The sequence below is a fragment of the Novosphingobium tardum genome (assembly GCF_042652045.1).
In the GTDB taxonomy this organism is placed as follows: Bacteria; Pseudomonadota; Alphaproteobacteria; order Sphingomonadales; family Sphingomonadaceae; genus Novosphingobium; species Novosphingobium tardum.
The window spans coordinates 80,684-106,011 of record NZ_JBHSDR010000006.1 but is presented as its reverse complement, the minus strand read 5'-3'; the positions used below and the strand labels follow the sequence as shown (position 1 = coordinate 106,011).

26 protein-coding genes are annotated in these 25,328 nt (G+C 66.1%); 12 read left to right on the top strand and 14 right to left on the bottom strand.

The genetic code is table 11. From position 1 onward, the window contains the following. Positions 1-61 precede the first annotated feature (61 nt). Entirely contained in the window at positions 62-2,311 is a 2,250-nt protein-coding gene (locus tag ACFO0A_RS08515) for a putative bifunctional diguanylate cyclase/phosphodiesterase (RefSeq protein ID WP_379538580.1), read from the bottom strand. Positions 2,312-2,489: 178 nt separating this feature from the next. Here ACFO0A_RS08515 and ACFO0A_RS08510 point away from each other — a divergent pair, with 178 nt between their 5' ends. From ACFO0A_RS08510 to ACFO0A_RS08480, 7 genes are all read left to right on the top strand, one after another. Then, the gene (locus ACFO0A_RS08510; RefSeq protein WP_379538579.1) at positions 2,490-3,317 is read left to right on the top strand and encodes an alpha/beta fold hydrolase; all 828 of its coding nucleotides are present in this window, start codon (positions 2,490-2,492) and stop codon (positions 3,315-3,317) included. Positions 3,318-3,374: 57 nt separating this feature from the next. Then, positions 3,375-5,072 (top strand): PHA/PHB synthase family protein, encoded by a 1,698-nt coding sequence (locus tag ACFO0A_RS08505; RefSeq protein WP_379538578.1) that lies wholly within the window; start codon positions 3,375-3,377, stop codon positions 5,070-5,072. Between the two features lie 26 nt (positions 5,073-5,098). Further along, positions 5,099-5,920: an alpha/beta fold hydrolase gene (locus ACFO0A_RS08500; RefSeq protein ID WP_379538577.1), complete on the top strand. Its 822-nt coding sequence runs from the start codon at positions 5,099-5,101 to the stop codon at positions 5,918-5,920. After that, positions 5,920-7,242 (top strand): FAD-dependent oxidoreductase, encoded by a 1,323-nt coding sequence (locus ACFO0A_RS08495; RefSeq protein WP_379538576.1) that lies wholly within the window; start codon positions 5,920-5,922, stop codon positions 7,240-7,242. The genes ACFO0A_RS08500 and ACFO0A_RS08495 overlap by 1 nt, the downstream gene beginning before the upstream one ends. Before the next feature lie 68 nt (positions 7,243-7,310). Continuing rightward, complete coding sequence (locus ACFO0A_RS08490) at positions 7,311-9,059, top strand: N-acyl-D-amino-acid deacylase family protein (RefSeq protein WP_379538575.1); 1,749 nt, start codon at positions 7,311-7,313, stop codon at positions 9,057-9,059. Further along, positions 9,056-10,072, top strand: a complete 1,017-nt coding sequence (locus ACFO0A_RS08485) for a zinc-dependent alcohol dehydrogenase family protein (RefSeq protein ID WP_379538574.1) — start codon at positions 9,056-9,058, stop codon at positions 10,070-10,072. Before ACFO0A_RS08490 ends, ACFO0A_RS08485 begins: the two co-directional genes overlap by 4 nt. 69 nt (positions 10,073-10,141) lie before the next feature. Next, a complete protein-coding gene (locus ACFO0A_RS08480) occupies positions 10,142-10,414 on the top strand; it encodes a DUF4242 domain-containing protein (RefSeq protein WP_379538573.1) in 273 nt (90 codons plus the stop codon). Positions 10,415-10,451: 37 nt separating this feature from the next. Here ACFO0A_RS08480 and dnaN read toward each other — a convergent pair whose 3' ends face one another. The 5 genes from dnaN to ACFO0A_RS08455 form a co-directional block, all read right to left on the bottom strand. Further along, a complete protein-coding gene (gene dnaN, locus ACFO0A_RS08475; RefSeq protein ID WP_379538572.1) occupies positions 10,452-11,579 on the bottom strand; it encodes a DNA polymerase III subunit beta in 1,128 nt (375 codons plus the stop codon). A gap of 197 nt (positions 11,580-11,776) precedes the next feature. Then, complete coding sequence (locus ACFO0A_RS08470) at positions 11,777-12,325, bottom strand: hypothetical protein (protein WP_379538571.1); 549 nt, start codon at positions 12,323-12,325, stop codon at positions 11,777-11,779. Next, positions 12,322-13,089: a 3-oxoacyl-[acyl-carrier-protein] reductase gene (gene fabG / locus ACFO0A_RS08465; protein WP_379538570.1), complete on the bottom strand. Its 768-nt coding sequence runs from the start codon at positions 13,087-13,089 to the stop codon at positions 12,322-12,324. The genes ACFO0A_RS08470 and fabG overlap by 4 nt, the downstream gene beginning before the upstream one ends. A gap of 2 nt (positions 13,090-13,091) precedes the next feature. Then, entirely contained in the window at positions 13,092-14,027 is a 936-nt protein-coding gene (fabD, locus tag ACFO0A_RS08460) for an ACP S-malonyltransferase (protein WP_379538569.1), read from the bottom strand. Positions 14,028-14,051: 24 nt separating this feature from the next. Next, positions 14,052-14,885, bottom strand: a complete 834-nt coding sequence (locus tag ACFO0A_RS08455; RefSeq protein WP_379538568.1) for an LD-carboxypeptidase — start codon at positions 14,883-14,885, stop codon at positions 14,052-14,054. Between the two features lie 123 nt (positions 14,886-15,008). Here ACFO0A_RS08455 and ACFO0A_RS08450 point away from each other — a divergent pair, with 123 nt between their 5' ends. Further along, a complete protein-coding gene (locus ACFO0A_RS08450; RefSeq protein ID WP_379538567.1) occupies positions 15,009-16,427 on the top strand; it encodes a glutamate ligase domain-containing protein in 1,419 nt (472 codons plus the stop codon). 58 nt (positions 16,428-16,485) lie between these two features. Here the strand turns inward: ACFO0A_RS08450 and ACFO0A_RS08445 are convergent, their stop codons facing one another. Next, positions 16,486-17,730: a S8 family serine peptidase gene (locus ACFO0A_RS08445; protein WP_379538566.1), complete on the bottom strand. Its 1,245-nt coding sequence runs from the start codon at positions 17,728-17,730 to the stop codon at positions 16,486-16,488. Between the two features lie 234 nt (positions 17,731-17,964). Here ACFO0A_RS08445 and rpsF point away from each other — a divergent pair, with 234 nt between their 5' ends. From rpsF to ACFO0A_RS08425, 4 genes are all read left to right on the top strand, one after another. Next, a complete protein-coding gene (rpsF, locus tag ACFO0A_RS08440) occupies positions 17,965-18,384 on the top strand; it encodes a 30S ribosomal protein S6 (RefSeq protein WP_379538565.1) in 420 nt (139 codons plus the stop codon). Between the two features lie 3 nt (positions 18,385-18,387). Further along, the gene (rpsR, locus tag ACFO0A_RS08435; RefSeq protein ID WP_379538564.1) at positions 18,388-18,612 is read left to right on the top strand and encodes a 30S ribosomal protein S18; all 225 of its coding nucleotides are present in this window, start codon (positions 18,388-18,390) and stop codon (positions 18,610-18,612) included. 12 nt (positions 18,613-18,624) lie between these two features. Continuing rightward, positions 18,625-19,224, top strand: a complete 600-nt coding sequence (rplI, locus tag ACFO0A_RS08430) for a 50S ribosomal protein L9 (RefSeq protein ID WP_379538563.1) — start codon at positions 18,625-18,627, stop codon at positions 19,222-19,224. A gap of 98 nt (positions 19,225-19,322) precedes the next feature. Next, the gene (locus tag ACFO0A_RS08425; RefSeq protein WP_379538562.1) at positions 19,323-20,762 is read left to right on the top strand and encodes an AMP nucleosidase; all 1,440 of its coding nucleotides are present in this window, start codon (positions 19,323-19,325) and stop codon (positions 20,760-20,762) included. A 10-nt stretch (positions 20,763-20,772) separates the two neighbouring features. On the opposite strand, the gene ACFO0A_RS08420 is transcribed toward ACFO0A_RS08425, so the two are convergent. From ACFO0A_RS08420 to ACFO0A_RS08390, 7 genes are read right to left on the bottom strand one after another with little or no spacing between them, the layout of a single operon-like run. Continuing rightward, entirely contained in the window at positions 20,773-21,264 is a 492-nt protein-coding gene (locus tag ACFO0A_RS08420; protein WP_379538561.1) for a YbjN domain-containing protein, read from the bottom strand. 56 nt (positions 21,265-21,320) lie between these two features. After that, positions 21,321-22,082, bottom strand: coding sequence for an alpha/beta fold hydrolase (locus tag ACFO0A_RS08415; protein WP_379538560.1), 762 nt, complete (start codon positions 22,080-22,082; stop codon positions 21,321-21,323). Continuing rightward, positions 22,079-22,516 carry a GFA family protein gene (locus ACFO0A_RS08410; RefSeq protein WP_379538559.1) on the bottom strand — a complete coding sequence of 146 codons (438 nt, stop codon included), beginning with the start codon at positions 22,514-22,516 and terminating at the stop codon, positions 22,079-22,081. Before ACFO0A_RS08410 ends, ACFO0A_RS08415 begins: the two co-directional genes overlap by 4 nt. After that, on the bottom strand, positions 22,513-23,160 hold the full coding sequence (locus ACFO0A_RS08405) for a 2-hydroxychromene-2-carboxylate isomerase (protein ID WP_379538558.1): 648 nt from the start codon (positions 23,158-23,160) through the stop codon (positions 22,513-22,515). The genes ACFO0A_RS08410 and ACFO0A_RS08405 overlap by 4 nt, the downstream gene beginning before the upstream one ends. After that, positions 23,157-23,624 carry a GFA family protein gene (locus tag ACFO0A_RS08400; RefSeq protein WP_379538557.1) on the bottom strand — a complete coding sequence of 156 codons (468 nt, stop codon included), beginning with the start codon at positions 23,622-23,624 and terminating at the stop codon, positions 23,157-23,159. The genes ACFO0A_RS08405 and ACFO0A_RS08400 overlap by 4 nt, the downstream gene beginning before the upstream one ends. A gap of 16 nt (positions 23,625-23,640) precedes the next feature. Beyond that, positions 23,641-24,270 (bottom strand): hypothetical protein, encoded by a 630-nt coding sequence (locus ACFO0A_RS08395; protein WP_379538556.1) that lies wholly within the window; start codon positions 24,268-24,270, stop codon positions 23,641-23,643. Positions 24,271-24,275: 5 nt separating this feature from the next. Beyond that, entirely contained in the window at positions 24,276-25,301 is a 1,026-nt protein-coding gene (locus tag ACFO0A_RS08390) for an aspartate-semialdehyde dehydrogenase (RefSeq protein WP_379539634.1), read from the bottom strand. Positions 25,302-25,328 lie beyond the last annotated feature (27 nt).

Here is a 25,328-nt window from a genome sequence, read left to right as displayed (position 1 = left end):
GCGCCCTTAGCCGTGCCGCCCGCCGCTGTCAGCAGCTACCGCAACCGGCGGGCACGCTATCTCACGCCGCCTTGCCGCGCTTTCGCTGGTCGGTCGCCTGGGCGAACCGGGGCAGGGAGAAAGCGCGGCCCGGATCGGGCAGCCCCATCTGGGTGTAATTCCCCGGCGGCAGCGCGGCGAGCGGCATGCCGGCGGCGGCCATGACGTAAGGCGAAAGGCGGTGCCGCGTGCACAGCCCGTCGGCGCCGTCGCTGATTAGCGGCAGTTCGAATTCCAGGCCCTGCGTCGGCCCGTGGCTGCGCCGCACCCGCGCGACGGCGAGCTGGCCCTCGCCGAAATCGACGACAAACTGGGTATCGAGCGGGACGTCTAGCAGCCCGGTGATCATCGCACCCGTTTCCGAGAGGTTGCGCATGGTCACCTCGTAGCGATGGTCCTCATGGATCACCCCGATTTTGCGGAACATCGTGCGGCGCGAAGGGCGCTGGCGCGACGGGCCCGAGGGCTCGATGGTCAGCTCGCCCGCCGCGAAACGTTCGAGCACCACCTGCTGCGGCATGGCCTGACTGTAGATGAAGCCCTGGATGTGGCTGACGCGGCGTTCGCGCACGAGGTCGAGCTCGTCCAGCGCCTCGATACCTTCGGCGGTAGTGTCCATGTCGAGCGCTTCGGCCAGGCTGACGATGGCGGTGATGATCGCGCCGTTGCGGCTGCCCGGCAGAGTCACCCCGCGGATGAAGCTCTGGTCGATCTTGATCTTGTCGAAGGGCGCCTTCTTCAGATAGCCGAGCGACGAATAGCCGGTGCCGAAATCGTCGAGCGCCAGCCGCACCCCCACGTTCTTCAGCGCGCTGAACATCTCGTCGGTGCTGGTGCTCTCGCTCAGGAACACGCCCTCTGTGATTTCCAGTTCGAGCCGGTCGGGTGAAAGCCCGCTGGAGGCCAATGCCGAGCTCACTACGGCGGGCAGTCCCACGTTGGCAAACTGGACGGGCGAGACGTTGACCGCGACGCGGATCGTCTCGGGCCACTCGGCCGCATCGGCGCAGGCCTGGCGCAGCGCCCATTCGCCCAGCGCGCCGATGATGCCGGTTTCCTCGGCGATGGGGATGAACAAGGCGGGCGAAATGGCGCCCCGGTCAGGGTGATCCCAACGCATCAACGCCTCGAAGCCTTCGACCTGGTTGGTGGCTGCGGCCACGACCGGCTGGTAGGCAAGGCTGATCTCGCCGCGCTGCAGAGCGTCGCGCAAGTCGTTCTCCAGCGCGCGCCGCTCTTCAGCGATGGAATGCAGGTCTCCCGAATAGAACCGGTACTGGCCGCGACCGCCGCCCTTGGCGGCATAGAGCGCGAGGTCGGCGCTGCGGATCAGTTCCTCCGAATTGATCCCGTCATAGGGCGCGATGGCAATGCCGACCGACGCCCCGATGACGCAGCGGCTGCCTTCGATCGAATAAGGCTGCGAGACGATCGAGATGATCTGGTTGGCGATTTCGCCCAACCGCCCGCGGTCGTCGAGGTCGGGCAGCATGATCTGGAATTCGTCGCCTCCCAGCCGGCCGATCTCGCACGAGTGGGCGTCGCAGACGCCCTTGATCCGCTGGGCAACCTGCTTCAGCAGTTCGTCGCCCGCGGGGTGGCCGAGCGTGTCGTTGACCTGCTTGAAGCGGTCGAGGTCGATCAGCAGGACCGCGCAGCTACGCTTGGCCGCAGTGTAGGCGGTAAGCGTGGTGTTGAGGCGCTGGGCCATGTGGTGCCGGTTGGCGAGGCCGGTGAGCGAATCGTACATCGCCAGGCGCGACGCGGCGTGCTGGTCGCGCCGGCTTTCGGTGATGTCGACGCCATTGCCACGATAGCCGATGAACGTGCCCGCTTCGTCGCTGTAGGGCCGGCCCGACAGCGCCCACCAGCATTCGTCGCCCGGCAATGCGGCGCGAACCGGGAGGTCGGCGAACTGGTTACGGGCGCCCAGAAGGAAGGGCAGCGTGCGCTCCGCTCGGTCACCGGTGGAGGTCGCGGTGCTGTCCTTGCGGACCAGCGAGCTAAGGCGTTGGCCAAGCACTTCGTCGCGCGGTCGCCCGGTTCGTTCGATGATCGCCGGCGAAAGGTAGGTGAGATTGCCCGAAGGATCGGTCGACCAGAAGAAGCCCTGGCGTGAATCCTCGAAGTCGCGGAGCAGCTCGATCGCGTGGCGCATCTCGTCGGACGCGGCAACGCTGGCGCCCGCAGACCCCGGACGACGGCCGAAGATTCCCGACAGGCGCGATCCTGCGGGCTCCGTCGACTGCGGGGGGACGCTCGTGCCGCGCATCGTATCCTTTCCTTGCCGCCGACAGCCGGCGCCATGCGCGCGATGGCCGCGCCAAATTCCTACGTACTTTTAAATCCTTGCCATCCGGTAACCACCGCGCGGGGCCGTAAATGGGGGATAGCCCATACGCATAGGGCTCTATGTTGCATTGCAGCAAAAGCCTGCTAGGGGTGACTCAATGGCCGATACCGAACCCCGCCTGTCAATGAAGGTCGTCATGGGACGCCGTCTGAGGGTTGCCGAGTGGCGGCCGGAACTTGCCGAAAGCGGCGCCGTCCCCCTGCTTATGTTCAACGGAATCGGCATCAACCTCGAACTGATGGCCCCGATCGCCCAGGACCTGGCGGAGCGCCCGGTCGTGCTCTTCGACATGCCGGGGATCGGCAAGTCTCCCGATCCCGTCGTGCCTTATACTCCGGTAACGATGGCGATGACCGCCAATGCGCTCCTCGACCGGTTGGGGTTTGGCGAGGTCGACGTGCTCGGCATCAGCTGGGGCGGCGGGATCGCCCAGCAGTTTGCGCTTCAGCACCGCTCGCGGATCAACCGCCTCGTGCTCGCTGCGACCAGCGCCGGAATGACGATGGCGCCGGGCGACCTGCGAACCGTGAAGCGCTTGCTCGATCCGCGCGAATATACCCTGCCCCGCACGCTCGAGCGCAACCTGGCGATGATGTTCAACGGCGGTGGAACCGGGCCCGCGGTCTCGCTGAATGCGGTTACCCCGCCCTCGCCCGTCGGCTGGCTCTATCAGCTCGGCGCGGTGATGGGCTGGACCAGCGTGCCGATGCTGCCCCTGCTGGACGTGCCGACGCTGATCATGGCCGGGGCACAGGACCAGGTCGTCCCGCCGATCAACGCCCAGTTCCTCCACGGCCTTATCCGCGGCAGCCGACTAAAGACGTTCAGCGGCGGGGGGCACTTGTTCATGCTCAGCCAGCGCGAGAAATTCGTGAACGAATTGCGTGCTTTTCTCGATGAGGAGAAGGTTGGCCTCGCGGCTTGAATTGCCTCGCCCGGCACGGCATGCTCGCCATCGATAAGGATTAGCGGGGGCGAGGACATGGCCAAGCAAGGCGTTTCGCTGGAAAACGAGGCCGCGCAATCGACCAATGCCCTAGGTCCGCTGGTCGGTCTCGCGCGCGAGGATTTCGTCGGCGCCATCGCCCTGCTGCTGCGCGAAACCGCGGGTGATCCGGCGCGAACGATGCGCCACGCGCGCAACTTCGGCGAGGAAGTGGTCAGGATCTTCTCGGGCAAATCCGAACTCGCGCCCGATGCGCGCGACAAGCGCTTCATGGACCCGGCCTGGCGCTACAATCCGTTCTACCGCGCCGGGGCGCAATATTACCTCGCGGTGCAGAAGGGCATTCGCAGCTGGCTCGACGAACTCGAACTCGACGACCTCGAGCGAGATCGCGCCAATTTCATCACCAACATCGTCATAGATTCGCTCAGCCCGACGAACACGCTGGCGGGCAACCCGATGGCGCAGAAACGCCTGATCGACAGCGGCGGCCTCTCGCTCATCAAGGGGCTGAAGAACGCCTACGACGACATGGTCCACAACAACGGCATGGTCAGCCAGGTGGACAAGAAGCCGTTCAAGCTGGGCAAGAACGTCGCTACTTCCCCGGGGGCCGTGGTCTATCGCAACGCGATGATGGAACTGATCCAGTACCAGCCGACGACCGCGCAGGTGCATGAGATCCCGCAGCTCACGATCCCGCCGCAGATCAACAAGATGTACATCAACGACCTTTCGCCCGAGAAGTCGGTGGTCAAGTGGCAGGTCGATAACGGCATCCAAACCTTTGTCATAAGCTGGAAAAACCCGACCAAGGCCGAAGGCGTGTGGGACATGGCCGATTATATCGGCGCGTGCCGCACCGCGATCGACGTGATCTGCGAAATCACTGGCGCGAAGAAGGTCAACGTCTCGGGCGGGTGCTCGGGCGGGCAGACGACCGCCCTGCTCGCGAGCGCGATGACCGCTGCGGGCGACGACCGCCTGGGCGCGATCACGCTGATGGTCTGCGTGCTCCACCCGCAGCAGAACGACATCGAGGCAGGCGCGCTCATCTCGAAGCACGGCATGGCGCTGGCCCGCAAGCGCGCCGCGAAGAAGGGCGTGATCGAAGGCAACAGCCTCGCCCGCGGATTTGCGTGGCTGAGGCCGAACGACCTGATCTGGAACTACGTCATCAACAATTACCTGATGGGCGAGGATCCGCCCGCGTTCGACGTGCTGTTCTGGAATGCCGACGCGACCAACCTGTCGGCGGCGCTGATGGGCGACTTCCTCACCCTCTTCGAAACGCTGGCCTTCACCCGAAAGGGCGAAGTCGAGATGGCTGGGCACGCGATCGACCTGTCCAAAGTGAAAAGCGACGTCTTCATCCTCGGCGGGGTGACCGATCACATCACCCCGTGGCGGGCTTGCTATCGGTCGACCCAGCTCTTTGGAGCGAAGGACGTAACCTTCGTCCTCAGCCAGTCCGGCCACATGCAGGCGATCCTCAACCCTCCGGGCAATCCCAAGGCCAAGTATTTTCGTGCGGTCAAACCCGGCCACCCGCCCGCCGATGTCGAGCAGTGGATGAAGGGCGCCGAGGAAGTTGCCGGAAGCTGGTGGCCGTTCTGGATGGAATGGGTGCAGAAGCGTTCGGGCAAGATGGTGCCAGCGCCCGCGAAGCTGGGGAGCAGCAAGCATCCGCCGAGCGATCCCGCGCCTGGGCTTTACGTGCTCGACAAGTGCTGAGAGGAAACGCGCGCTTGAAAACTAACATGACCGCCGAAATCACAATGGAGACCATCGGCGGAAGGACACTGCGCGTGGCGCGGTGGCATTTCGACAAGCCGTCGGATCACCTGCCGCTCCTCTTCTTCAACGGGATCGGCGCGAACATCGAGGCGGTCGCCCCGCTGGCGGAAGCGCTGACCGAGCGCCCGTTCATCATGTTCGACATGCCCGGCGTGGGCGGCTCCCCCGCCCCGGTGATGCCCTACACGCCGGTCACGATGGCGTTCACGACCAAGGCCTTGCTCGACAAGCTCGGAATCGGCCGGGTCGACATGATGGGGGTAAGCTGGGGGGGCGCGATGGCGCAGCACTTCGCGCTTCAGCATCCGGGGCGCGTGCGCCGGCTCGTGCTCGCCGCGACCAGCCCGGGAATGCTGATGGTGCCGGGCAAGCTTTCGGCCCTGTCGAAGATGGCGGACCCCCGGCGCTACGTGGACGCGGCGTTCATGGAAAAGCACTTCCGCACGCTCTACGGCGGTGCGGCGGGTGGCAAGGACGGCCATATCGGCCGGATCACCCCGCCGACCAAGCGCGGCTATCTCTACCAGCTCATCGCCATGCTCGGCTGGACGAGCGCACCGGCGCTGCCCTTCATGACGAAGGAAACGCTGATCATGATGGGCGACGAGGACGCGATCGTCCCCCTCGCCAACGGCAGGCTGCTCGAAGCGCTGATCCCCAACAGCCGGCTCGAGATTTTCGCGGGCGGCGGGCATCTATTCATGATCAGCCACCGCGAACAGACCATCTCCTCGTTGCGCGGTTTTCTCGACGCGCCTGCATCGACCGAAAGGGCCGCAGCCTGATGCGCCACATTGCAGTTATCGGTTCCGGCCCCGCCGGCTACTACACCGCCGAAGCCGCCCAGAAGCAGTGGGGCGACGACGTGCGGATCGACATCTTCGATGCCCTTCCCGTTCCCTACGGCCTTATCCGCACCGGCGTCGCGCCCGATCACCAGTCGATCAAGGCAGTCGCCTCGCGGTACGAGAAGGTCGCGCTTTCCGACAACGTGCGTTTCGTCGGCAACGTCATGGTGGGCGAGAAAATCTCGATCGCCGAGCTCGAGGCGCTCTACGATGCGGTGGTCCTCGCCACGGGCGCGCCGAATGATCGGACGCTCGACCTGCCCGGCGCCGGACTGCCGGGAGTGATCGGCAGCGCCGCCTTCGTCGGCTGGTACAACGGCCACCCGCAATTTGCCGCGCTTGATCCCGATCTGTCGCACGAAACCGCGGTGATCATCGGAAACGGCAACGTCGCGCTCGACGTGGCGCGCATTCTTGCCAAGACGCGCAGCGAGTTCGCCGGCAGCGACATCGTCGCCCACGCCCTCGACCGCCTTGAAAACTCAGGCATACGGCGCATCGTCATCCTCGGGCGGCGCGGCCCGCACCAGATCGCCATGACTCCCAAGGAGCTCGGCGAGCTGGGCCATCTCAAGCGCGCCAGTCCGCGCGTCGACAGCGCCGACCTGCCCGATCCGGGCGAGGACGCGCTGCTCGAGCCCGGTCAGCGCAAGTCGGTGACTCACCTGCGCAGCTTCGCCGCGATCCCCGAAAGCAGCCGCGCCGACATGCTACAGGAGATCGAATTCGATTTCTTCGCCGCGCCGGTCGAGATCATCGGCGGCACGCATGTCGAGGCGATCGTGGTGGAGCGCACCAGGCTGGAGGACGGCCGCGCTGTCGGTACGGGAGAGACCTACACGATCCCCTGCGGCCTCGTGATCTCGTGCATCGGCTACAAGACCTCGCCTATCCCAGGCGTGCCGTTCGAGGCGAGCGAGGGCCGCTTCGCGAACGACGAGGGGCGTATCGTCCCCGGCCTCTATTGCGTCGGCTGGGCGCGGCGCGGCCCATCGGGAACGATCGGTACCAACCGCCCGGACGGCTATTCGGTGGTCGAGCGGATCGCCGAGGATCTGGGCCAGGTCGGGGGCAAAGGCAGCGGGAAGAAGGGCCGCGCCGGGTTCGACGCGCTCGCCGAGGCGCGCGGCATCGACGTGGTGACGTTCCGCGACTGGAAGCGGATCGAGGAGGCCGAAACGCGCGCAGCGCGCGACGACGCCCCGCGCGAGAAGTTCGTCGACGTCGCGGCAATGATTGCGGCGCGCGGAGAGATTTAAGCGGTCGATTAAACTCGACTCGATGGCGCCGCAATGGCACTCTCTTCGGCAAAAGAGCGGAGAGAGACATGCCAGCCTACGACCTCATCATTCGTAACGGTTCCATCGTCGACGGAACGGGCGCGCCGGCCTTCACCGGCGATATCGCGGTCAAGGACGGACTCATCGCCGCGGTCGGCTTCGTGCGCGGCGATGCAGCCGAGGAGATCGACGCCGCCGGACTTACGGTCACCCCCGGCTTCGTGGACATTCACACCCACTACGACGGGCAGGCGACCTGGGACCAGGAAATGGCGCCGTCGAGCTGGCACGGCGTTACAACCGTCGTCATGGGCAACTGCGGCGTGGGCTTCGCGCCCGCCGCTCCCGACCGGCACGACTGGCTAATCCGCCTGATGGAAGGCGTCGAGGACATTCCCGGCACGGCACTGGCCGAAGGTATGAAGTGGAACTGGGAGACTTTCCCCGAATACATGGACGCGCTGGAGGAACTTCCACGCAGCATCGACGTCGCTACTCATGTCCCCCACGGCGCGGTGCGCGCCTACGTCCTGGGTGATCGGGAAAAGCCGGGCGCGGTCCCAACGGACGAGGACATGGACCGCATGTCTGCGATCGTGGAAGACGGCTTGCGCGCCGGCGCGCTCGGTTTTTCGACTAGCAGGACAGTGATCCACAAGTCGGTCGACGGCGAGGTGGTGCCCGGCACCACGGCAACCGCCGAGGAGCTGATTCGCATCGGCCGCGCGATGGGCCGGGTGGGCCACGGCGTGTTCGAGATGGCCTCCGACATGAGGCGCCAATGGGACGAATTCGGCTGGATGGGCGCACTTAGCCGCGAGACCGGCCTTCCGGTGACCTACGCCGCGCTGCAATCCATCGCCAAGGAAATGCCGCTCGACGAGCAGATCGCCGAAATGACCCGGCAGAACGAGAGTGGCGCCAATATCGTCGCGCAGATCGCGCTGCGGGGCAACGGCATCGTGATGGCGTGGCGCGGCACGGTCCACCCCTTCCGCTTCCGCCCCTCGTGGGTCGAGATCGAGAACCTGCCGTGGGACGAACAGCTCGCCCGGTTGCGCGATCCGGCGTTCAAGGCAAAGCTTCTGGCGGAAACCAACGTCTATCCCGAGACCGACATCATCGGACTGCTGATGATGATCGGCGAGGTCTGGACCAACCAGTTCGAGATGGACCCCGACTTCGACTACGAGCCGCAACCCGAGGCGAGCATTGCCGCCCGCGCCGCGGCTCGCGGCGTCAGCCCGGCGGAATATGCCTATGACCTGCTGACCGCGGGCGACGGCACGGGGTTCATCTACCTCCCGATCCTCAACTACGCGGACGGCAACCTCGATTTTCTCGAGGAACTGCAGAACCGCGACGATTGCGTGAATTCGCTGTCCGACGGCGGCGCGCATTGCGGGACGATCTGCGACGCGGCGAGCCCGACCTTCATGCTCCAGCATTGGGTCCGCGACCGCAAGCGCGGCGGCCGCCTGTCGCTGGAGCATGCGGTCAAGCGCCAGTGCCACGATACCGCGCGGCTGTACGGCCTCGACGATCGCGGCGTGCTGGCGCCCGGCTACATCGCCGACCTCAACCTGATCGACATGAACGCGATCCGGCTGGGCCGGCCGTGGCTGGCCTTCGACCTTCCGGCGGGCGGCAAGCGCCTGCTCCAGAAGGCGCAGGGCTATGTCGCGACGATCAAGGGCGGCAAGATCACGTTCCGCGACGGGGAGTGGACTGGAGCAACGCCGGGCGGCCTGATTCGCGGTCCGCAACGCGCCGAGCTGCTGGAGGCTGCCGAATGAGCGTGACCAATGCCATCCGGGTGAAGAGCCCGGCATCGCTCAACACGCTCACCTACTCCCAGCTTCCCGATCCCGGCCAGCCCGGACCCGGCGAAATCCGGGTCCGGATCCGCGCCTCCTCGCTCAACTTCCACGATTTTGCGGTCGTGACCGGGATGATCCCCGCTGCCGACGGACGCATCCCGATGTCGGACGGCGCAGGAGAGGTTGTGGCGGTCGGCGACGGTGTCACCGGCTTCGCGGTGGGCGACACCGCGCTGTCGCTGTTCTTTCCCGAGTGGATCGACGGCGGACCGCCGAGTTCGGCCTTCCGCACCGTCCCGGGCGACGGAGTCGATGGCTACGCGCGCGAGGACGTGGTCCTGCCCACATCGTGGTTCACCCGCATCCCCAAGGGATACAGCGCCGCGGAGGCAGCGACCCTGACCTGCGCGGGCCTGACTGCGTGGCGTGCCCTGTTCGTCGACGGGGTGACCAAGCCTGGATCAACCGTCCTGATCCAAGGCAGCGGGGGCGTGTCGATATTCGCGCTCCAGTTCGCCAAGGCGGCCGGCGCGCGAGTGATTGCGACCAGTTCATCGGGCGAGAAGCTAGACCGGCTGCGCGATCTGGGCGCCGACGAATTGATCAATTACAAGGAAGTAGCGGAGTGGGGCAAGAAGGCTCTTGAACTCACCGGCGGGCAAGGCGTCGATACGGTGGTCGAGATCGGCGGGGCCGGCACGCTCGATCAATCGATGCAGGCCGCGCGTGTCGGGGGTCATGTGGCGCTGATCGGGGTCCTCGCCGGGTTCGCCGGTCCCGTCCAGACCGGGCTTCTGATGGGCAAGAACCTGCGCGTGCAAGGCCTTACCGTTGGCAGCCGCATGCAACAGATGGACATGATCGCAGGGATCGAGGCCAACGGCATCAAGCCCGTGATCAGCGATCACTTCCCGCTGACCGGCCTAGCCGACGCGTTCCGCCACCAGGCCGCTAACAAGCACTTCGGCAAGATCGTCGTCGATATCTGACGCGGAATCGGGCTGGACACTTCCTGCTGGGGGGCGCAGCCTTCGCGCCTTTCAGCAGGAGTGCGAGCCATGCCGCAATTCGTGATTGAACGGGAAATGCCCGGCGCCGGGTCGCTCGGGAAGGATGAGTTGAAGGGCGCCAGCCAGACTTCATGCTCGGTGTTGCGCGACCTCGGACCGGAGATCCAGTGGGTCCACAGCTATGTGACCGACGACAAGATCTACTGCATCTACCGCGCGCCGAGCGCCGACCTGATCCGCGAGCATGCCGACAAGGCAGGCTTTCCGGCCAACAGCGTGTCGGAAGTACGCAACGTGATCGATCCCACGACCGCTGAATAGCGGCTCTCCCGCGGGCGAAGACGCCCCAGCGGTTCGATCAGACGCGCATCGGCATCAGGACGTAGAGCGCCGGGCTCTTCTCATCCTGGCGGATGAGCGTGGGCGCGCCGGCATCGGCGAGGTGAAGCTCCACCGTGTCGCCGTCGATCTGGCTCAGGATGTCCTTGAGGTAATTGGCATTGAAGCCGATCTCGATCCCGTTCGACTTGTAGTCGGCGGCGATTTCCTCCGCGGCCGTGCCGTTGTCGGGGCTGGTCACCGAAAGCGTCACCCGGTCGTCGTCGAGCGCCATCTTGACCGCGCGGGTCTTTTCAGTGGCGATCGTCGCGACGCGGTCGACACCTTCGAAAAAGCTGCGCGGGTCTAGCCGCAGCAGCTTGTCGTTGCCGGTCGGAATGACCCGGCTGTAATCCGGGAAGGTTCCGTCGATCAGCTTGCTGGTCAGGACGACGCCGTTCTCGCCGCCGAGGGTAAAGCGGATCTTGCTGGCCGAAAGATCGATCTCGACGTTCTTGTCGAGCGCTTCTTCAAGCAACTTGCGAAGCTCGGCCACGCATTTGCGCGGCACGATCACGTCGGGCATTCCCTCCGCGCCGTCGGGCCGGGGCAGCGTGAAGCGGGCAAGGCGGTGGCCGTCCGTCGCTGCGGCCTTAAGCGTTGGCTGGTCCTCGTCCGAAACGTGGAGGAAGATGCCGTTGAGGTAGTAGCGCGTTTCCTCGGTCGAGATCGCGAAACGGGTGCGGTCGATGAGCTGGGCCAGCGTGGCGGCCGGAATCTCGAAGCTGGTGGGCAGGTCGCCCTCGACGATCACCGGGAAATCGTCGCGCGGCAGGGTGGGAAGCTGAAAGCGGCTGCGCCCGGCCTTCACCGTCATCCGGTTATCGGCGGTTTCGAAGCTCACCTGGCTGCCATCGGGCAGCTTGCGCGCGATGTCGAACAGGAGGTGCGCCGAAACGGTGATCGCTCCGGGGCTGTCCACGGTCACCGCGGGGACGGTCTCGACCACCTGAAGGTCGAGATCGGTCGCCATCAGCTTCACCGCACCGCCCGTCGAAGCCTCGATCAGCACGTTGGAAAGGATCGGAATCGTGTTCCGCCGCTCGACCACCGACTGGACGTGGGACAGGCAGCGCAGCAGGGTTGCGCGTTCGATGGTGGCCTTCATCTCGTATCATGTCCCCCAGTCGCGCCGCGGGCGTTTCCGCCCGGCGGCCGGCTCGCCGCAGTTCGCCCGGACGGGCGCGGGAAATGCGCCGCGCGACCCCGGTCCGGACCATCTTCTCTAGCGCGCCGCACCGGACCATCAAGGGCAGAGCGACGGGCGGTGCCCGAAGCTGTGAATAAATCGCGTTAACTGCGCGCCTAGCGCAGCTTCGCGAGCGATTGCCACATCAGCGAGGTCGTGGCGGCATAGGCGCCGACCATCGCCCAGGTCTCGTCACTGACCTTGTCCGTGTCGAGTCCGGTGGCCGCGAGCGCCGACAGCAGCGCAGTCACCTGCGCTTCCGAAAGCGATCCGGTTATTACCGGGTTGGCGCGGCCCGCGCCGAAGCCGAGCGTGTCGTCGATGACGGTGGCGGGGACTCCCTGCTCGCCCAGTTTATCGACGTAGGTTTCACGCGGAAGCCGGGCGAGCGAATAGGTGAAGTAGCTTTCCATCTTGGCGGGATCGAGTTTGTTCGCGGTCGCGCATTGCGAGGCGATGTCGGCGAAGGTGTCCATCATCGACTCGGTCTCGTTCACCGTCTCGTCCGACAGCATGGACATTGCGATCTTCTCGCGGAACGCCGGTGTCACCTTGAGGAAGCTGCATTCGAGCAGATCCTCGGACTGGGCATGCGCGGGAAGCGGCAGCATCGCTGCCGCCAGCGCCAGAGAGCCCAGCGCGGCAAATGCGCTGCGCGCGATCACGACATCATCGCCATGCCGCCGTTCACGTGAAGCGTCTGCCCCGTCACGTAGCCCGCCTCGCGCGACGCGAGATAGGCGACCGCGGCGCCGATATCCGCGCCCTCGCCCATCCGGCCCATCGGGATCCGGGCGTTCAGCGCGTCCTTCTGGGCGTCGGGCAGCACTTCGGTCATCGCGGTGCGGATGAAGCCGGGAGCGACGCAGTTCACCGTGATCCCGCGACTGGCGAGTTCCTGGGCAAGGCTCTTCGACATCGCGGTCAGGCCGCCCTTTGCCGCGGCATAGTTCATCTGGCCGGGGTTGCCGGTCGCGCCGACAACGCTCGTGATAGTTACGATCCGGCCGAAACGAACCTTCATCATCGGCCGCGCGGCGGCGCGCATGAGGCGGAACGCGGCCTCGAGGTTGATCCGGATGACGTCGGACCATTCCTCGTCCTTCATCCGCATGGCCAGGTTGTCGCGCGTGATGCCAGCGTTGTTGACCAGGATGTCGATCTTGCCGAGCGTGTCGACCGCGGCGGGAACGAGCTTTTCGACGTCGTCCGGATCGGCAAGATTGCATTTGATCGCAACGTGATCGACGCCATGCTTGAGATGAAGGCTATGCTCGTCCATCTCTTCGCGGAACGCCCGCAACTTGTCGCCGTTCGATCCCGACAGGGCCAGCCGCGCGCCCTGTGCCGCCAGCGAACGGGCGATGGCGGACCCGATTCCTCCGCTGGCGCCGGTCACCAGCGCGGTCATTCCGGTAAGATCGAACATTCTCACAGTTCCTTCGCCAGCGCTTCGATATCGGCCATCGTCACGACGCTTGTCGTGGTGACTTCAGGCGCGATCCGTCCGATCATCGGCCCCAGGACCTTCCCACCCAGCTCGATAAGCCGGTCCGTCCCCGCCGCATGCATGGCCAGAACGCTCTCGCGCCAGCGCACGCGCCCCGTGACCTGCTCGACCAGCAGGCTTTGCACCTTGGCCGGATCGGTGACGACCGCGGCAGTGACATTGGCATAGAGCGGCACGGTAAGCGCGCCCGGCGGGCTGCGATCCAGCGCCTCGGCCATCGCCGCGGCGGCAGGCGCCATCAACGGGCAGTGGAACGGCGCGGACACCGGCAGGAGGACGCCGCGCTTGATCCCGAAGTCCTTGACCATGGCGACCGCGCGCTCGATCGCCTCGCGATGCCCGGAAAGCACGACCTGGGTCGGGTCGTTGTCATTGGCAACGGTGCAGACTTGCCCTTCGGCGGCGGCGTCGGCCAGCGCCTGCGCCTTCTCGACGTCAGCGCCCAGAAGCGCACACATTGCGCCTATTCCGACCGGCACGGCCGCCTGCATCGCCTCGCCGCGCAAGCGCAGGAGGCGGGCGGTATCGGCGAGGCCGAAAGCACCCGCGGCACAGAGCGCGGTATATTCGCCCAGGCTGTGACCCGCGACGGCCTCGGCCTTGGTCGCAAGGGTCATGCGGCCGTCCAGTTCGAGCACGCGCAGTACGGCGATGGCATTGGCCATGATCGCTGGCTGGGCATTGGCGGTGAGCGTCAGTTCTTCCTCGGGCCCTTCGCGCATCAGCACTGAAAGTTTCTGGCCCAGCGCATCGTCGACTTCCTCGAACACCGCGCGCGCGGCGGCGCTGGCCGCGGCGAGATCGGCACCCATGCCGACCTTCTGGCTGCCCTGCCCGGGAAAAACGAATGCACTCATGAACTTCTCCTTCGGCGGCGCGGGTTATTGGCCCCGCGCCCTTCCCGCAAGCCCGAACGGCACGATTCGATTGTCCGCGTCGTGGCCGATGTCGGCACGGCCAAGATACGCTATCCCGCTGCGCTCGCACCAGTAGCGCATCATCGCCTCCGGCTCCGAGCCGAACGCGCGGTCGTTTTCCGGCACGTCGCTGACCCGGCCAAGGCGAAGCCCGGCGACGCCCACAGGCGCAAGGTGCGTGACGAGGTGAAACAGCAGGCGGTCGACGGCATAGAGGTGCTCGGCGACTTCCTCTACCATCACCACATGCCCGGCGAGGTCGGGCATCAGCGGAGTGCCGACGAGCATTGCCAGGGTCATCAGGTTGAACGCCACGACGGGCTGAGCGCAAATGGTGCCCTCCAGCCCCGCACTCCCCCCGGCGAGATAGTCCAGTGCACGCCTTACGGCAGCCTCGCCGCCAGCCCGGCGGATATCGGTGGGCATCGGCCCGTGCACCGGCCGACCGACGCCCGCGCGATAAAGCCCGGCAAGCAGCGTCCCGGCATCGCTGTAGCCTAGAAACACCTTGTCGCGGGCCGCGTCCCCCAGTTGCGCGATGGACGCTTCCGCGATCCGGTTGGCTCCGTAGCCGCCGCGCACAAACCAAACCGCGTCGGCTCCCGGATCGTTTGCGCAGTCGATCAAAGCAGCCATCCGCACTCCGTCCGAACCCGCGAAATGACCCTCCTCCGCAAAGCACTGCTCGTGGAAATCGAGCGCGAGACCGGGGTATTCAGCCCCGGCAATCGCGGTCACCCGGGCCGCATCCTCGCGGGTGAACGGTGTCGACGGGGCACAGATGGCGATGCGCTTCATGGCTCGGCACTAGCACTTCGCCGCAGGATTGTGAGTCCCCCCGCGCCCCGACCGTGGCGAGTGGGTGGACTGGGCGGCGGCTTGATGTAGAGCCTTGTCGCTTCGACCATCTGCCGGACCGACATGACCACCATCGACGACCTCACCACGCATCCCTGGTTCTTTTGCGGCATCGGCGGCTCGGGCATGCTGCCCCTCGCGCTCATCCTGCGCGGCGTTGGAGCCACGGTCGCCGGATCGGATCGCAGTCACGACCAGGGGCGCAGCGCGGACAAGTTCGCCTGGCTGGAAAGCCTCGGGTTCGCGCTCCACCCGCAGGACGGGAGAGGCATCACTTCGCCCACCCAGACTCTCGTAGCCTCTGCCGCGGTGGAGGATACCGTGCCCGAGGTCGTGCGCGCGACGGCGCTTGGCTGTTCCCGGATGACCCGGGCGGAACTGCTCGCCACCCTGTTCAACGCCGCTCCGACCGGGATCGCGGTGGCGGGCACCAGCGGCAAGTCGACCGTGACAGGCATGCTGGGCTGGATCCTGACTGCAACGGAGCGGGACCCGACGATTATGAACGGGGCGGTGATGAAGAACTTCGTGCGCCCCGACGCCCCGTTTGCCAGCGCCCGCGTGGGCAACGGGGGCACGTTCGTCTCCGAGGTCGACGAAAGCGACGGCTCGATCGCGCTCTACCGCCCGGCGGTGGCGGTCCTTAACAACGTCAGCCTCGATCACAAGACGATCGAAGAGTTGCGCGTCCTGTTCGGCGATTTCCTTGCCGCTTCGCGCGCCTGTGCGGTCAACGCGGACGATGCGGAGGCTGCCGCGCTCGCCCACCGCGGGAGTTCAACGCTGATGTTCGGCTTGCAGTCGCCGGATGCCGCTATCACCGTGGATAGCACGACCGTCGTCGCGCGCGACGACGGGATTTCTGCGACGGTGCTCGACCGGCGTGATGGATCGCGGCATGCGCTTTCGCTCGGACAGCCCGGCCGCCACAACCTTGCCAACGCGCTGGCGGCCATTGCCGGCGCGTTCCTTGCCGGCGTTGCCGTTGCCGACGCCGTTGCGGCATTGGCCACGTTCACCGGCCTGGCACGCCGTTTCGACGTCATCGGGACAACTGCCTCGGGCATCACGGTGATCGACGATTTCGGCCACAACCCCGAGAAGATCGCCGCCACGCTCGCCACGCTTTCGGCGCGGGCGGGACGGGTGATCGCATTCTTTCAGCCGCACGGGTTCGGACCATTGCGCAAGATGGGCGCCGAACTGGCGGAAGTCCTGGCCCACAGCCTTGGCCCGGACGACGTCACGATCCTGTGCGACCCGGTCTATTTCGGCGGAACGGTCGACCGCAGCGTGGGCAGTGCGGAGGTCGTCGCGATGATCGGGCGCGCGGGCGGGCATGCCGAACATATCCCGTCGCGCGAGGCCTGCGGCGATCGCATCGTCTCGCTTGCCCGGCCGGGCGACCGGATCGTGATCATGGGCGCGCGCGACGACACGCTGACCGCGTTTGCCCGCTCGATCCTCGACCGGGTGAATTGAGCCGAGGCAATGACGGCACCCGGCGCAATGAGCCGGGTGCCGCAAACTGCCCGAAAGCCTAGTGTATGCCAATCGTATCGGGCTTGCCGTCAGGATCGTTCTTGGCCGTCCCACCCGAGCGTACGCCGCCCAGCAGGAGAACGCCCGCCATGTGCGGCGTGGCCATCGAGGTGCCCGAGATCGTGTTGTAGCCGGCATCCTTCCACGTCGACAAAATCGACACGCCCGGTTCCGCATAATCTACCGGCGGATTGCCGTAGTTGGAGAAGCTGGCGAAGGTATCGGTCTTGTCGATCGCCGACACCGTATAGATGTTCGGGCCGTTCGCGCGTGCAGGCGAATGGTTGTTGGCATTGTCGGTCTCGTTGCCTGCAGCGAGCGCGAACTTGACCTTGGATGACGCGCCGACAACCGCATCGTCCAGAGCCTGGGACACCGGCCCGCCGAGGCTCATGTTGGCGACGTCGCCTGCAATGCCGTTCTTGGCGACGTAATCCACGCCCGCGATGACATCGGAATAGGCGCCGCTGCCACGCCGGTCGAGCACGCGCACCGCAACTAGCGTCGATCCTGGGGCGACTCCGACCACGCCAATCGTGTTCAGCTTGGCCGCGATCGTGCCCGAGACGTGGCTGCCGTGACCGTTGAGATCGTCAGGAGAGGTTTCGCGCGTGACGAAGTTCTGGCTGCGCGCCAGGTCGACGTTGAGATCGGGGTGATCGAGGTCGATCCCGGTGTCGATGACCCAGGCGGTGCCGTTTGAGGCAGTGGTCCCGCCATTGACCCGCGTGATCCCCGCCGGGATCGACTGGGCGGGCTGTGTCGTGCCGCCGCCGCCGCCGGGCCGTGCCAGCGCATCGATCGGATCGATGATCGTCGCGATCTGGTCGGCCTCGCAATAAGCGATCTTGGGATTATGCGCCCTCATCTGCTGAAGGCCGTTGGAAGAGATGTGGAGCGAGAAGCCCTGAATGGCAAAGCCATAAACATGGTCGACCTTGCCGCCGCCGGCATTCGCCGCGCGCGCCGCCTCGCTCGCTTCCGAGCCGCGCCCGACCGCGCCGCGGGCGAAGACGCAGATGTAGCTGTCCTTGATCCGCTGCGTAACATCGTCGCCGGCATAGGCGGCGTCGACCACGCCCGGCGTGGCGCGAAGCGCGGACGGTGCGCTCACCCCGCCCGAACCGGCGGGCAGGAGAACCATCGAATCGCTGCCAAGTGAACGAAGCCCACCGGCTGCCGCAAAGCCCACGCCAGCCACGACGAGAGCGGCAAGCGACACCGTAATTGCAATCTTGCGCATGTTTGACCCCTTCCTCATTTGTCTTATGGGACGAAACTTACGCACTGCGGACCATCTGCAAACAACTTTCGATACATCTCGCGACAAATCGCGGCGGGGCCCCGGCGCTTGCTTTCGCGGTGAATGTCGCTAAGGGCCACGGTTCGCTTCCGCCAGGAGGCGAAGCAGAAAGCCGGAGGGGCCCCGCAATCGTGCGGATCAGCCAGCGATCGGCCCAGATACGAAGGAACAGCGATGCCGCTGTACGAACATGTGTTCCTGGCGCGCCAGGACCTGAGCCAGGCTCAGGTCGATGCGCTCGCCACCGCCGCCACCGAAATCGTCGAGAGCAACAAGGGCAAGGTCGTCAAGACCGAGACCTGGGGCCTGCGTTCGCTGGCCTACAAGATTCAGAAGAACCGCAAGGCGCACTTCGTGCTGCTCAACATCGACGCCCCCGCTGGCGTCGTCGCCGAGCTCGAGCGCCAGACCGCGATCAACGAGGACGTCATCCGCTACATGACCGTCCGCGTCGACGAACACGAAACCGGCCCTTCGGCCATGATGCGCAAGAACGAGCGCAGCGATCGCGGCGACCGCGGCGATCGGGGCGACCGTGGTGATCGCGGCGACCGGGGGCCCCGCCCTCCCCGCCGTGAGCGCGAAGGAGAATAAGCGATGGCCCGTCCGTTTTTCCGCCGCCGCAAGTCGTGCCCGTTCTCGGGCAAGAACGCACCCAAGATCGACTACAAGGACGTGCGCCTGCTGCAGGGCTTCATGTCCGAGCGTGGCAAGATCGTGCCCAGCCGCATCACCGCCGTTTCCGCCAAGAAGCAGCGTGAGCTCGGCCAGGCGATCAAGCGCGCCCGTCACCTGGGCCTTCTGCCCTACCTCGTGAAGTAAGGAGCAGATATCATGCAGATCATCCTGCTCGAACGCATCGAGAAGCTCGGCTCCATCGGCGATGTCGTTTCCGTCAAGGACGGCTACGCGCGCAACTTCCTGCTGCCGAACAAGAAGGCGCTGCGCGCCAACGAAGCCAACCGCAAGGTTTTCGAAGCCAACCGCGCCCGGATCGAGGCGGATAACGCCGACCGTCGCGGCAAGGCCGAGAAGCACTCCGAAAAGGTCGAGGGCAAGCAGGTCGTCCTGATCCGCGCCTCGTCCAACTCGGGCCAGCTTTACGGCTCGGTCTCGGTGCGCGACATCGTCGACGCGCTGAACGAGGAAGGCGCCGGGGTGACCAAGGCGATGGTCGTCCTGGAACGCCCGATCAAGACGATCGGCGTGTTCGAGGTCAAGGTCACGCTTCACCCCGAAGTGGTCGTCCCGGTTTCGGTCAACGTCGCGCGCTCGCCCGACGAAGCCGAACTCCAGGCCCAGGGCGTCGACGTCACCGCCGCGATGTTCGACAACGACACCGGCGGCTTCACCGAAGCCAAGGACCCGACCCTCGAGCCCGGCGAGATTCCCGCCGACATGCTCGAGCAGCCGGCCGACGAAGAAGAAGCCTGATACCGATCGGGAGCCCGGCTGCGGCCGGGCTCCCCACCGGACGAATGCGCGCCAGCATTCGCTTTGAATTGTCATCGCCCGCGCGCTAGACGCCCGCGATGGAATCACCCGACACGATCATCGCCGAACTGGCCCGCATCTACGATGCCGCCGTCGCCGCCCTCCGCAACGACATCACCGCCTACGCCGCCGATGGGACGCTTCCCGCGCCCGAGCGCCGCCGCAACGGCAGCTACTGCTATCCCGAGCTGCGGATTCATTACTCCGGGATCGATCATCCCGCCGACATCAGTCACGCCTTTGGCCGCCTGACGCAGCACGGAACCTATACCTGCACCGTCACCCGGCCGCTGCTCTACGCAGATTACCTGCGCGAGCAGCTCGAGCTCATAACCGCCAGCTACGATGTCCGGGTAGAGGTTCGCCCCTCGCAGCAGGAGATGCCGTTTCCCTACGTCCTCGACGGCGTGTACGGCGCAGGGCTTGGCGCGATCAGCCCGCAGGAGCTCGCCCGGCATTTCCCCGCGACCGAGCTTGCCATGATCGGCGACGAGTTGGCGGACGGCTACGACCTTGCCGGCAATCCGTGCGAGATCCCGCTGTCCTTGTTCGATGGCCTGCGCACCGATTTCAGCTTGGCGCGCCTGGCGCACTACACCGGCACCGCGCCCGAGCATTTCCAGCGCTACATCCTGTTCACCAACTATCATCGCTATGTCGACGAGTTCGTGGACTGGGCGGGCCAGCAACTGGGCAACGGCCGCTACACCTCGCTCGCCGGCGCGGGCGGATTGCTGGTCGGGGAAAAGACCGACAAGGCCCATTCGCTGGTGGCCGACACCGCGTGGCGCCGCCACCAGATGCCGGCCTATCACCTTTGCGCGCCTGATCGCAGTGGGATCAGCCTCGTCAACATCGGGGTCGGCCCATCCAACGCCAAGACCATCACCGATCACTTGGCGGTGCTGCGGCCAGAGGCATGGCTGATGATCGGCCACTGCGGCGGGCTGCGGCCCACGCAGAAAATCGGCGACTACGTGCTCGCCCACGCCTACCTGCGCGACGATCACGTGCTCGATCCCGTCCTTCCGCCCGAAATCCCGATCCCGGCCATCGCCGAAGTCCAGCAGGCGCTCGCCAAGGCGGCGGAGATGGTCAGCGGCACCGGCGGCGCGGATCTCAAGCGGCGGATGCGAACCGGCACCGTCGTCACCACCGACGACCGCAACTGGGAGCTACGCTACACCCATTCGGCCCGTCGCCTCAGCCTGAGCCGCGCGGTCGGGATCGACATGGAAAGCGCGACCATCGCGGCGCAGGGTTATCGCTTCCGCGTGCCTTACGGCACCTTGCTGTGCGTGTCGGACAAGCCGCTGCACGGGGAGATCAAGCTACCGGGCCAAGCAAACCGCTTTTACGAAGAAGCGATCGGCGCGCACCTCGCCATCGGCACCACAGCCTGCGAACTGTTGCGCCAGGAAGGACCCAGGCTCCACAGCCGCAAGCTGCGCGCGTTCAACGAGCCGCCATTCCGCTGAACGCTGGCCGCTAGCGCGCGGCGGGGTAGAGCTGGCCGCCCAGGGCAGCAAGCGTCGCGGCGAACTGGGCTGCGGCCTCCTGGAATACCGCGCGCGGCACGCCAGCGCCCATCCACACATCCCAGGTGACCACCGGATCGCCCTTCGCATCGAGTGTCAGCGCGCCGTAACGGCGGGTCGCGACGAAGCGCAGCGCGTCGGCCGCGCTCATCCCCGGCGCGTCGGCATCGAACTTGGCGCGGAACTGCACCGACCGGCAACCGTCGTGGCTTGCGGCATCGCAGTCGTAGAAGAGCAGCGCGCCCTTCCACCCCGAGAGCTCGAGATTGATCAGCGGATCGCCGGTGTCGTCGCGTGAGAGTGCCGCGACGTAGCCCTTGGCGACAAGCGCATCAACGAGGCCCTGGGGCTTGTGGGCACTGACCAGATCGGGGGCGGCGACGGCAGGGCTTGCCAGCGTCAATGCGGCAAGCGCGGCAAGTGTCTGTATCCGCATGCCCATCCTTCCAATCCCTTTGCCATCACCGGCAGCCGTTGTTCTCTGCAACCCGTCGTCCGTCAATCGGCTGCGAGCCAGCGGACGATCGCCTTCCCCAGCGCCTTGCCGGTGACCGAGCTCATGTGCGTGCCGGGAATGGTTTCGCGGGTCGCGTTGGGCAGGGTTTCGGCAAGCCGGTCGGCTGAACCGTTGTCGTCGTCCTCGCTTCCGCACACGACCAGCGTCGGCATTGAAATTCCGGCGAGCGCCTCGGGCGCGGTGTTTTCCATTGAGCCAAGAAGCAGCGCCGCAGCTTCGCGGTCCACCCCGGTGGACTTCATGAACTGCTGCGCGAAATAGGCCGGATCGCCCGGCTTGATCGTGCCGTAGCGGGCGATCACGTCGAGGAAGAACGAACGGCGATCACCCCATCCCGTCAACCCTTCGAGACCCATGCCCCCGAGCACCAGACGGCGCGGGGCCAGGCCCGCCAGAACTGCCCGCACCGCGGTCCGCGCACCCAGCGAAAACCCGCAAAGGTCGAAATGTGTCAGCCCGAGATGGGCGACCAACGCCTGGAGGTCGAGCGCCAGGACGTCCGGGGGGTAGGCGGACGGTTCGTGCGGGGCGGCGCTGTCGCCGTGTGCGCGAAGATCGGGCATCAGCGCCTCGAATCCTGCCTCAGCGAGCTGCGCCGCGTGTCCGAACTTGATCCAGTTCGTTTGCGCATCGGAGAACAGGCCATGCAGCAGGATCACAGGACGACCGGTCCCAAGACGGTGAAGCGCTAGTGACGCACCGCCGAAACCGGGAAATCGCTCGTCTCGAACGCTATCGCTCATGGCACCTCGCGCCCCGCCGCCTGCCAGCGCGACACGACGCTCTGGATCTCATCGCTGCGATGACGCGGCAATCCGGAAGTGTCGAGCCACGCTTCATGGATGCCCTCGGCGCCCGCATGAAGGATCGGCACGAGCGCCGACGGATCGTCGAAACTGCCCACCGTTAGGTCGAGCCCGGTGCCGTCCTTGAACATGAAGGCCAGTGGCGTCCCGCAGGCCGAGCAGAACCCGCGCCTGGCGATGGGCGAGCTTTCGTACCAGTCGGGCTCGTGATCCCACGTGACGCGGGCGCCATCGATCTGGACGAAGGCCGCGGCGAACCCGCCGGTGGCGCGCTGACACATCCGGCAGTGGCACAGATAGGCCTCGTCGCTGGGCAGGTCGGCGCGGTAGCGGATGCGTCCGCATTGGCAGCCGCCGGTATGTCCGGTCATTTCTGCGCCAGCCCCTTCTGCTCCATCCGCCAGATTGCCATGGCGATGCGATCCTGGCCGAAAAACGGCTCGCCTTCCAAGACCAGCGTCGGAACGCCCCAGTGTCCCGCTGCCTCCAGCGCGGACTGGTTCTGGTCGATCTCTGCGTCGAGCTCATCGGCCCGATCCAGCACTTCGGCGTCCAGTTCCGCGAGGTCCAGGCCCGAGCGTTCCGCCGCACCCGCGAGGTGGTCTCCCTCGTTCCAGCCGACAGCGCCGCCCCAGATGAGCTTTGCTGCCTCGTGCGCGAAAGCCAGCCCCTTCCCCTGGTTGGCGGCCGCCTGCCCCAGCCGTGTTATGCACCGGATGCGCGGCTGATCCGTGGCGATCTGCCGCGTGACGATGTCCTGAACGATGGGATCGGGCCGCGGCGGCCCGAACGGGATGTCGTGAAACTGCGCGACGCGGAACATGTCCAGCATCGTGTAGCGCAGCCAATTGGGATGGCTGCGCTCGAAGAAATCGGGCTGACGGACTGCGAGCGGATAGACCGGGCGAAGCGTGATCGCGACATCGCGGCTCTCGGCAAGCTCGCGATAGCGGCCAATCGCCAGATAACTGTAGGGCGAGCGAAAGCTGAAATAGAGGTCGGCGGCTAGCGTCATCGGGCAATCCGGGCGAACAGGGAGGCCCATTCATCCGCGTCCGCGGGCTGCCGGTCAACTGCGGGCACATCGTCGGGAATGACGATCCACGGCTGCCGGCTCGAAACCCACACGTGAAACGCCGGCACGATGCTTGCGCTGTCGTCGAGCGTGCCGGCGCGCAGGTTGGCGATCCCCGGCCGCTGGTCGTTGGTCGTGTAGATCCGCGTGAGGCAGCGGGTGCAGGCGACGATCCGCGCCATCGCGCCGCTCGGCTGGACGTGGGTGCCCTCGACAGTCTCGCCTGTCACGACCAGCCTTGCTTCCGGAACAGCCATCTGCAGGCCAAAGGCGCTGCCGGTGCGGGTCTGGCAATCGGTGCAGTGACAGGCATAGACCGGCGGCCTGCGCCGCAGCGAAACCGCGTACCGCACGGCACCGCACAGGCAGCCACCGGCAAGGGTCTCATCGGTCGGTTCGGTCATGGCCGTGGCGGTCCGCTCAGCGAAAGAAGCAGTTCACCCCTGCATAGAGCGAAACGATCTTTCCGCCAGCGCCGGCGCCTTCGGAAAAGCCGCTGATGGTCGTTCCGTCGGGGACCGCATAGGAAAACTCGCCCGGAAGCGTGCTGCGAGCGAGTGTGACCTCACGCTCATGCCGCAGGTCGTCGAGGGTGATCCCTGGCGCGATCCCGTCGCTGGTCGCCACGTTTCGGCCCGCCTCGGACATCCAGCCGACAAGCTTGCCTTTCTGGTAATTGAGCTTGACCGGGCCAATCGCGCTGAACTCCATCGCCCCGGCGCCGCATTCACCCAGCCTGGTGAGGACCGGGCGCGCGCCGAGCGCCGCGGCAACGGCCGAATCCACTGCCGTTCGATCGGTGCCAAACGGGAAGGCCGTGCGAATACCCTTCATCCGGACGGCGATGCCGCCGGCATCGAGCACGACAAGTCCTGTCCCGGCGGGCGCTGTCGTCATTGCCGCTGGCGAAGCCGCAGCCGGCTCGGCGGGTGTGCCGGTCGATGCCGGCTGCACGCTTGCCTCGCCCGTTTGGGCAGAAGGCTCCGCCGACTGCTCGCGCGTGCCGCAGCTCGCCAGCGCGAGGGCGGCGACGATCGCGACCGCACGCATGCGGATCAGCCCTTCTTCAAGTGGCGGCGCCCGAGCAGTTCGGCGATCTGCACGGCGTTGAGCGCCGCGCCCTTGCGCAGGTTGTCGCTGACGCACCAGATCACCAGGCCGTTTTCGACCGTCGGATCTTCGCGCACGCGGCTGACATAGGTCGCACCGTCGCCGACGCACTCGATCGGGGTCACGTATCCGCCGTCCTCGCGCTTGTCGATCAGCATGACCCCGGGCGCCTCGCGCAGCACGTCCTGCGCTTCCTTGGCGCTGATCTCGTCGGCGAACTCGATGTTGATCGCTTCCGAATGGCCGACGAACACCGGCACGCGGACGCAGGTGGCGACCACCTTGATCTTGGGATCGAGGATCTTCTTCGTTTCGACCACCATCTTCCACTCTTCCTTGGTGAAGCCGTCATCAAGGAACACGTCGATGTGGGGAATGACGTTGAAGGCGATTTGCTTGGTGAACTTGCGCGTCTCCACCTCGTCACCGACGAAGATGGCGCGGCTTTGCTCAAACAGCTCGTCCATACCCGGCTTCCCGGCGCCCGAGACGGACTGGTAGGTCGAGACGACGACGCGCGTGATCCGCGCCGCATCGTGCAGGGGCTTGAGCGCGACGACCATCTGCGCGGTCGAGCAGTTGGGATTAGCGATGATGTTGCGCTTGGCATAGCCGTCGATCGCGTCGGGGTTCACCTCGGGCACGATCAGCGGGACGTCGGGGTCCATGCGGTAGAGCGACGAGTTGTCGATCACCACGCAGCCGGCGGCAGCGGCCTTGGGCGCATATTCCTTCGCAGGGCCCGATCCGGCCGCGAAGAGCGCGATGTCCCAGCCGGTGAAGTCGAAGTGCTCGATGTTGTGGCACTTGAGCATCTTGCCGGTTTCGCCGAACTCGATCTCCACGCCGGTGGAGCGGGGGCTGGCGACAGCCGCGATCTCGTCGCAGGGAAATTCGCGCTCGGCCAGAACATTGAGCATTTCGCGCCCGACGTTCCCCGTCGCGCCGACAACCACCACCCGGTAACCCATCATGCAGTCCTCTTGATACGAAAACGG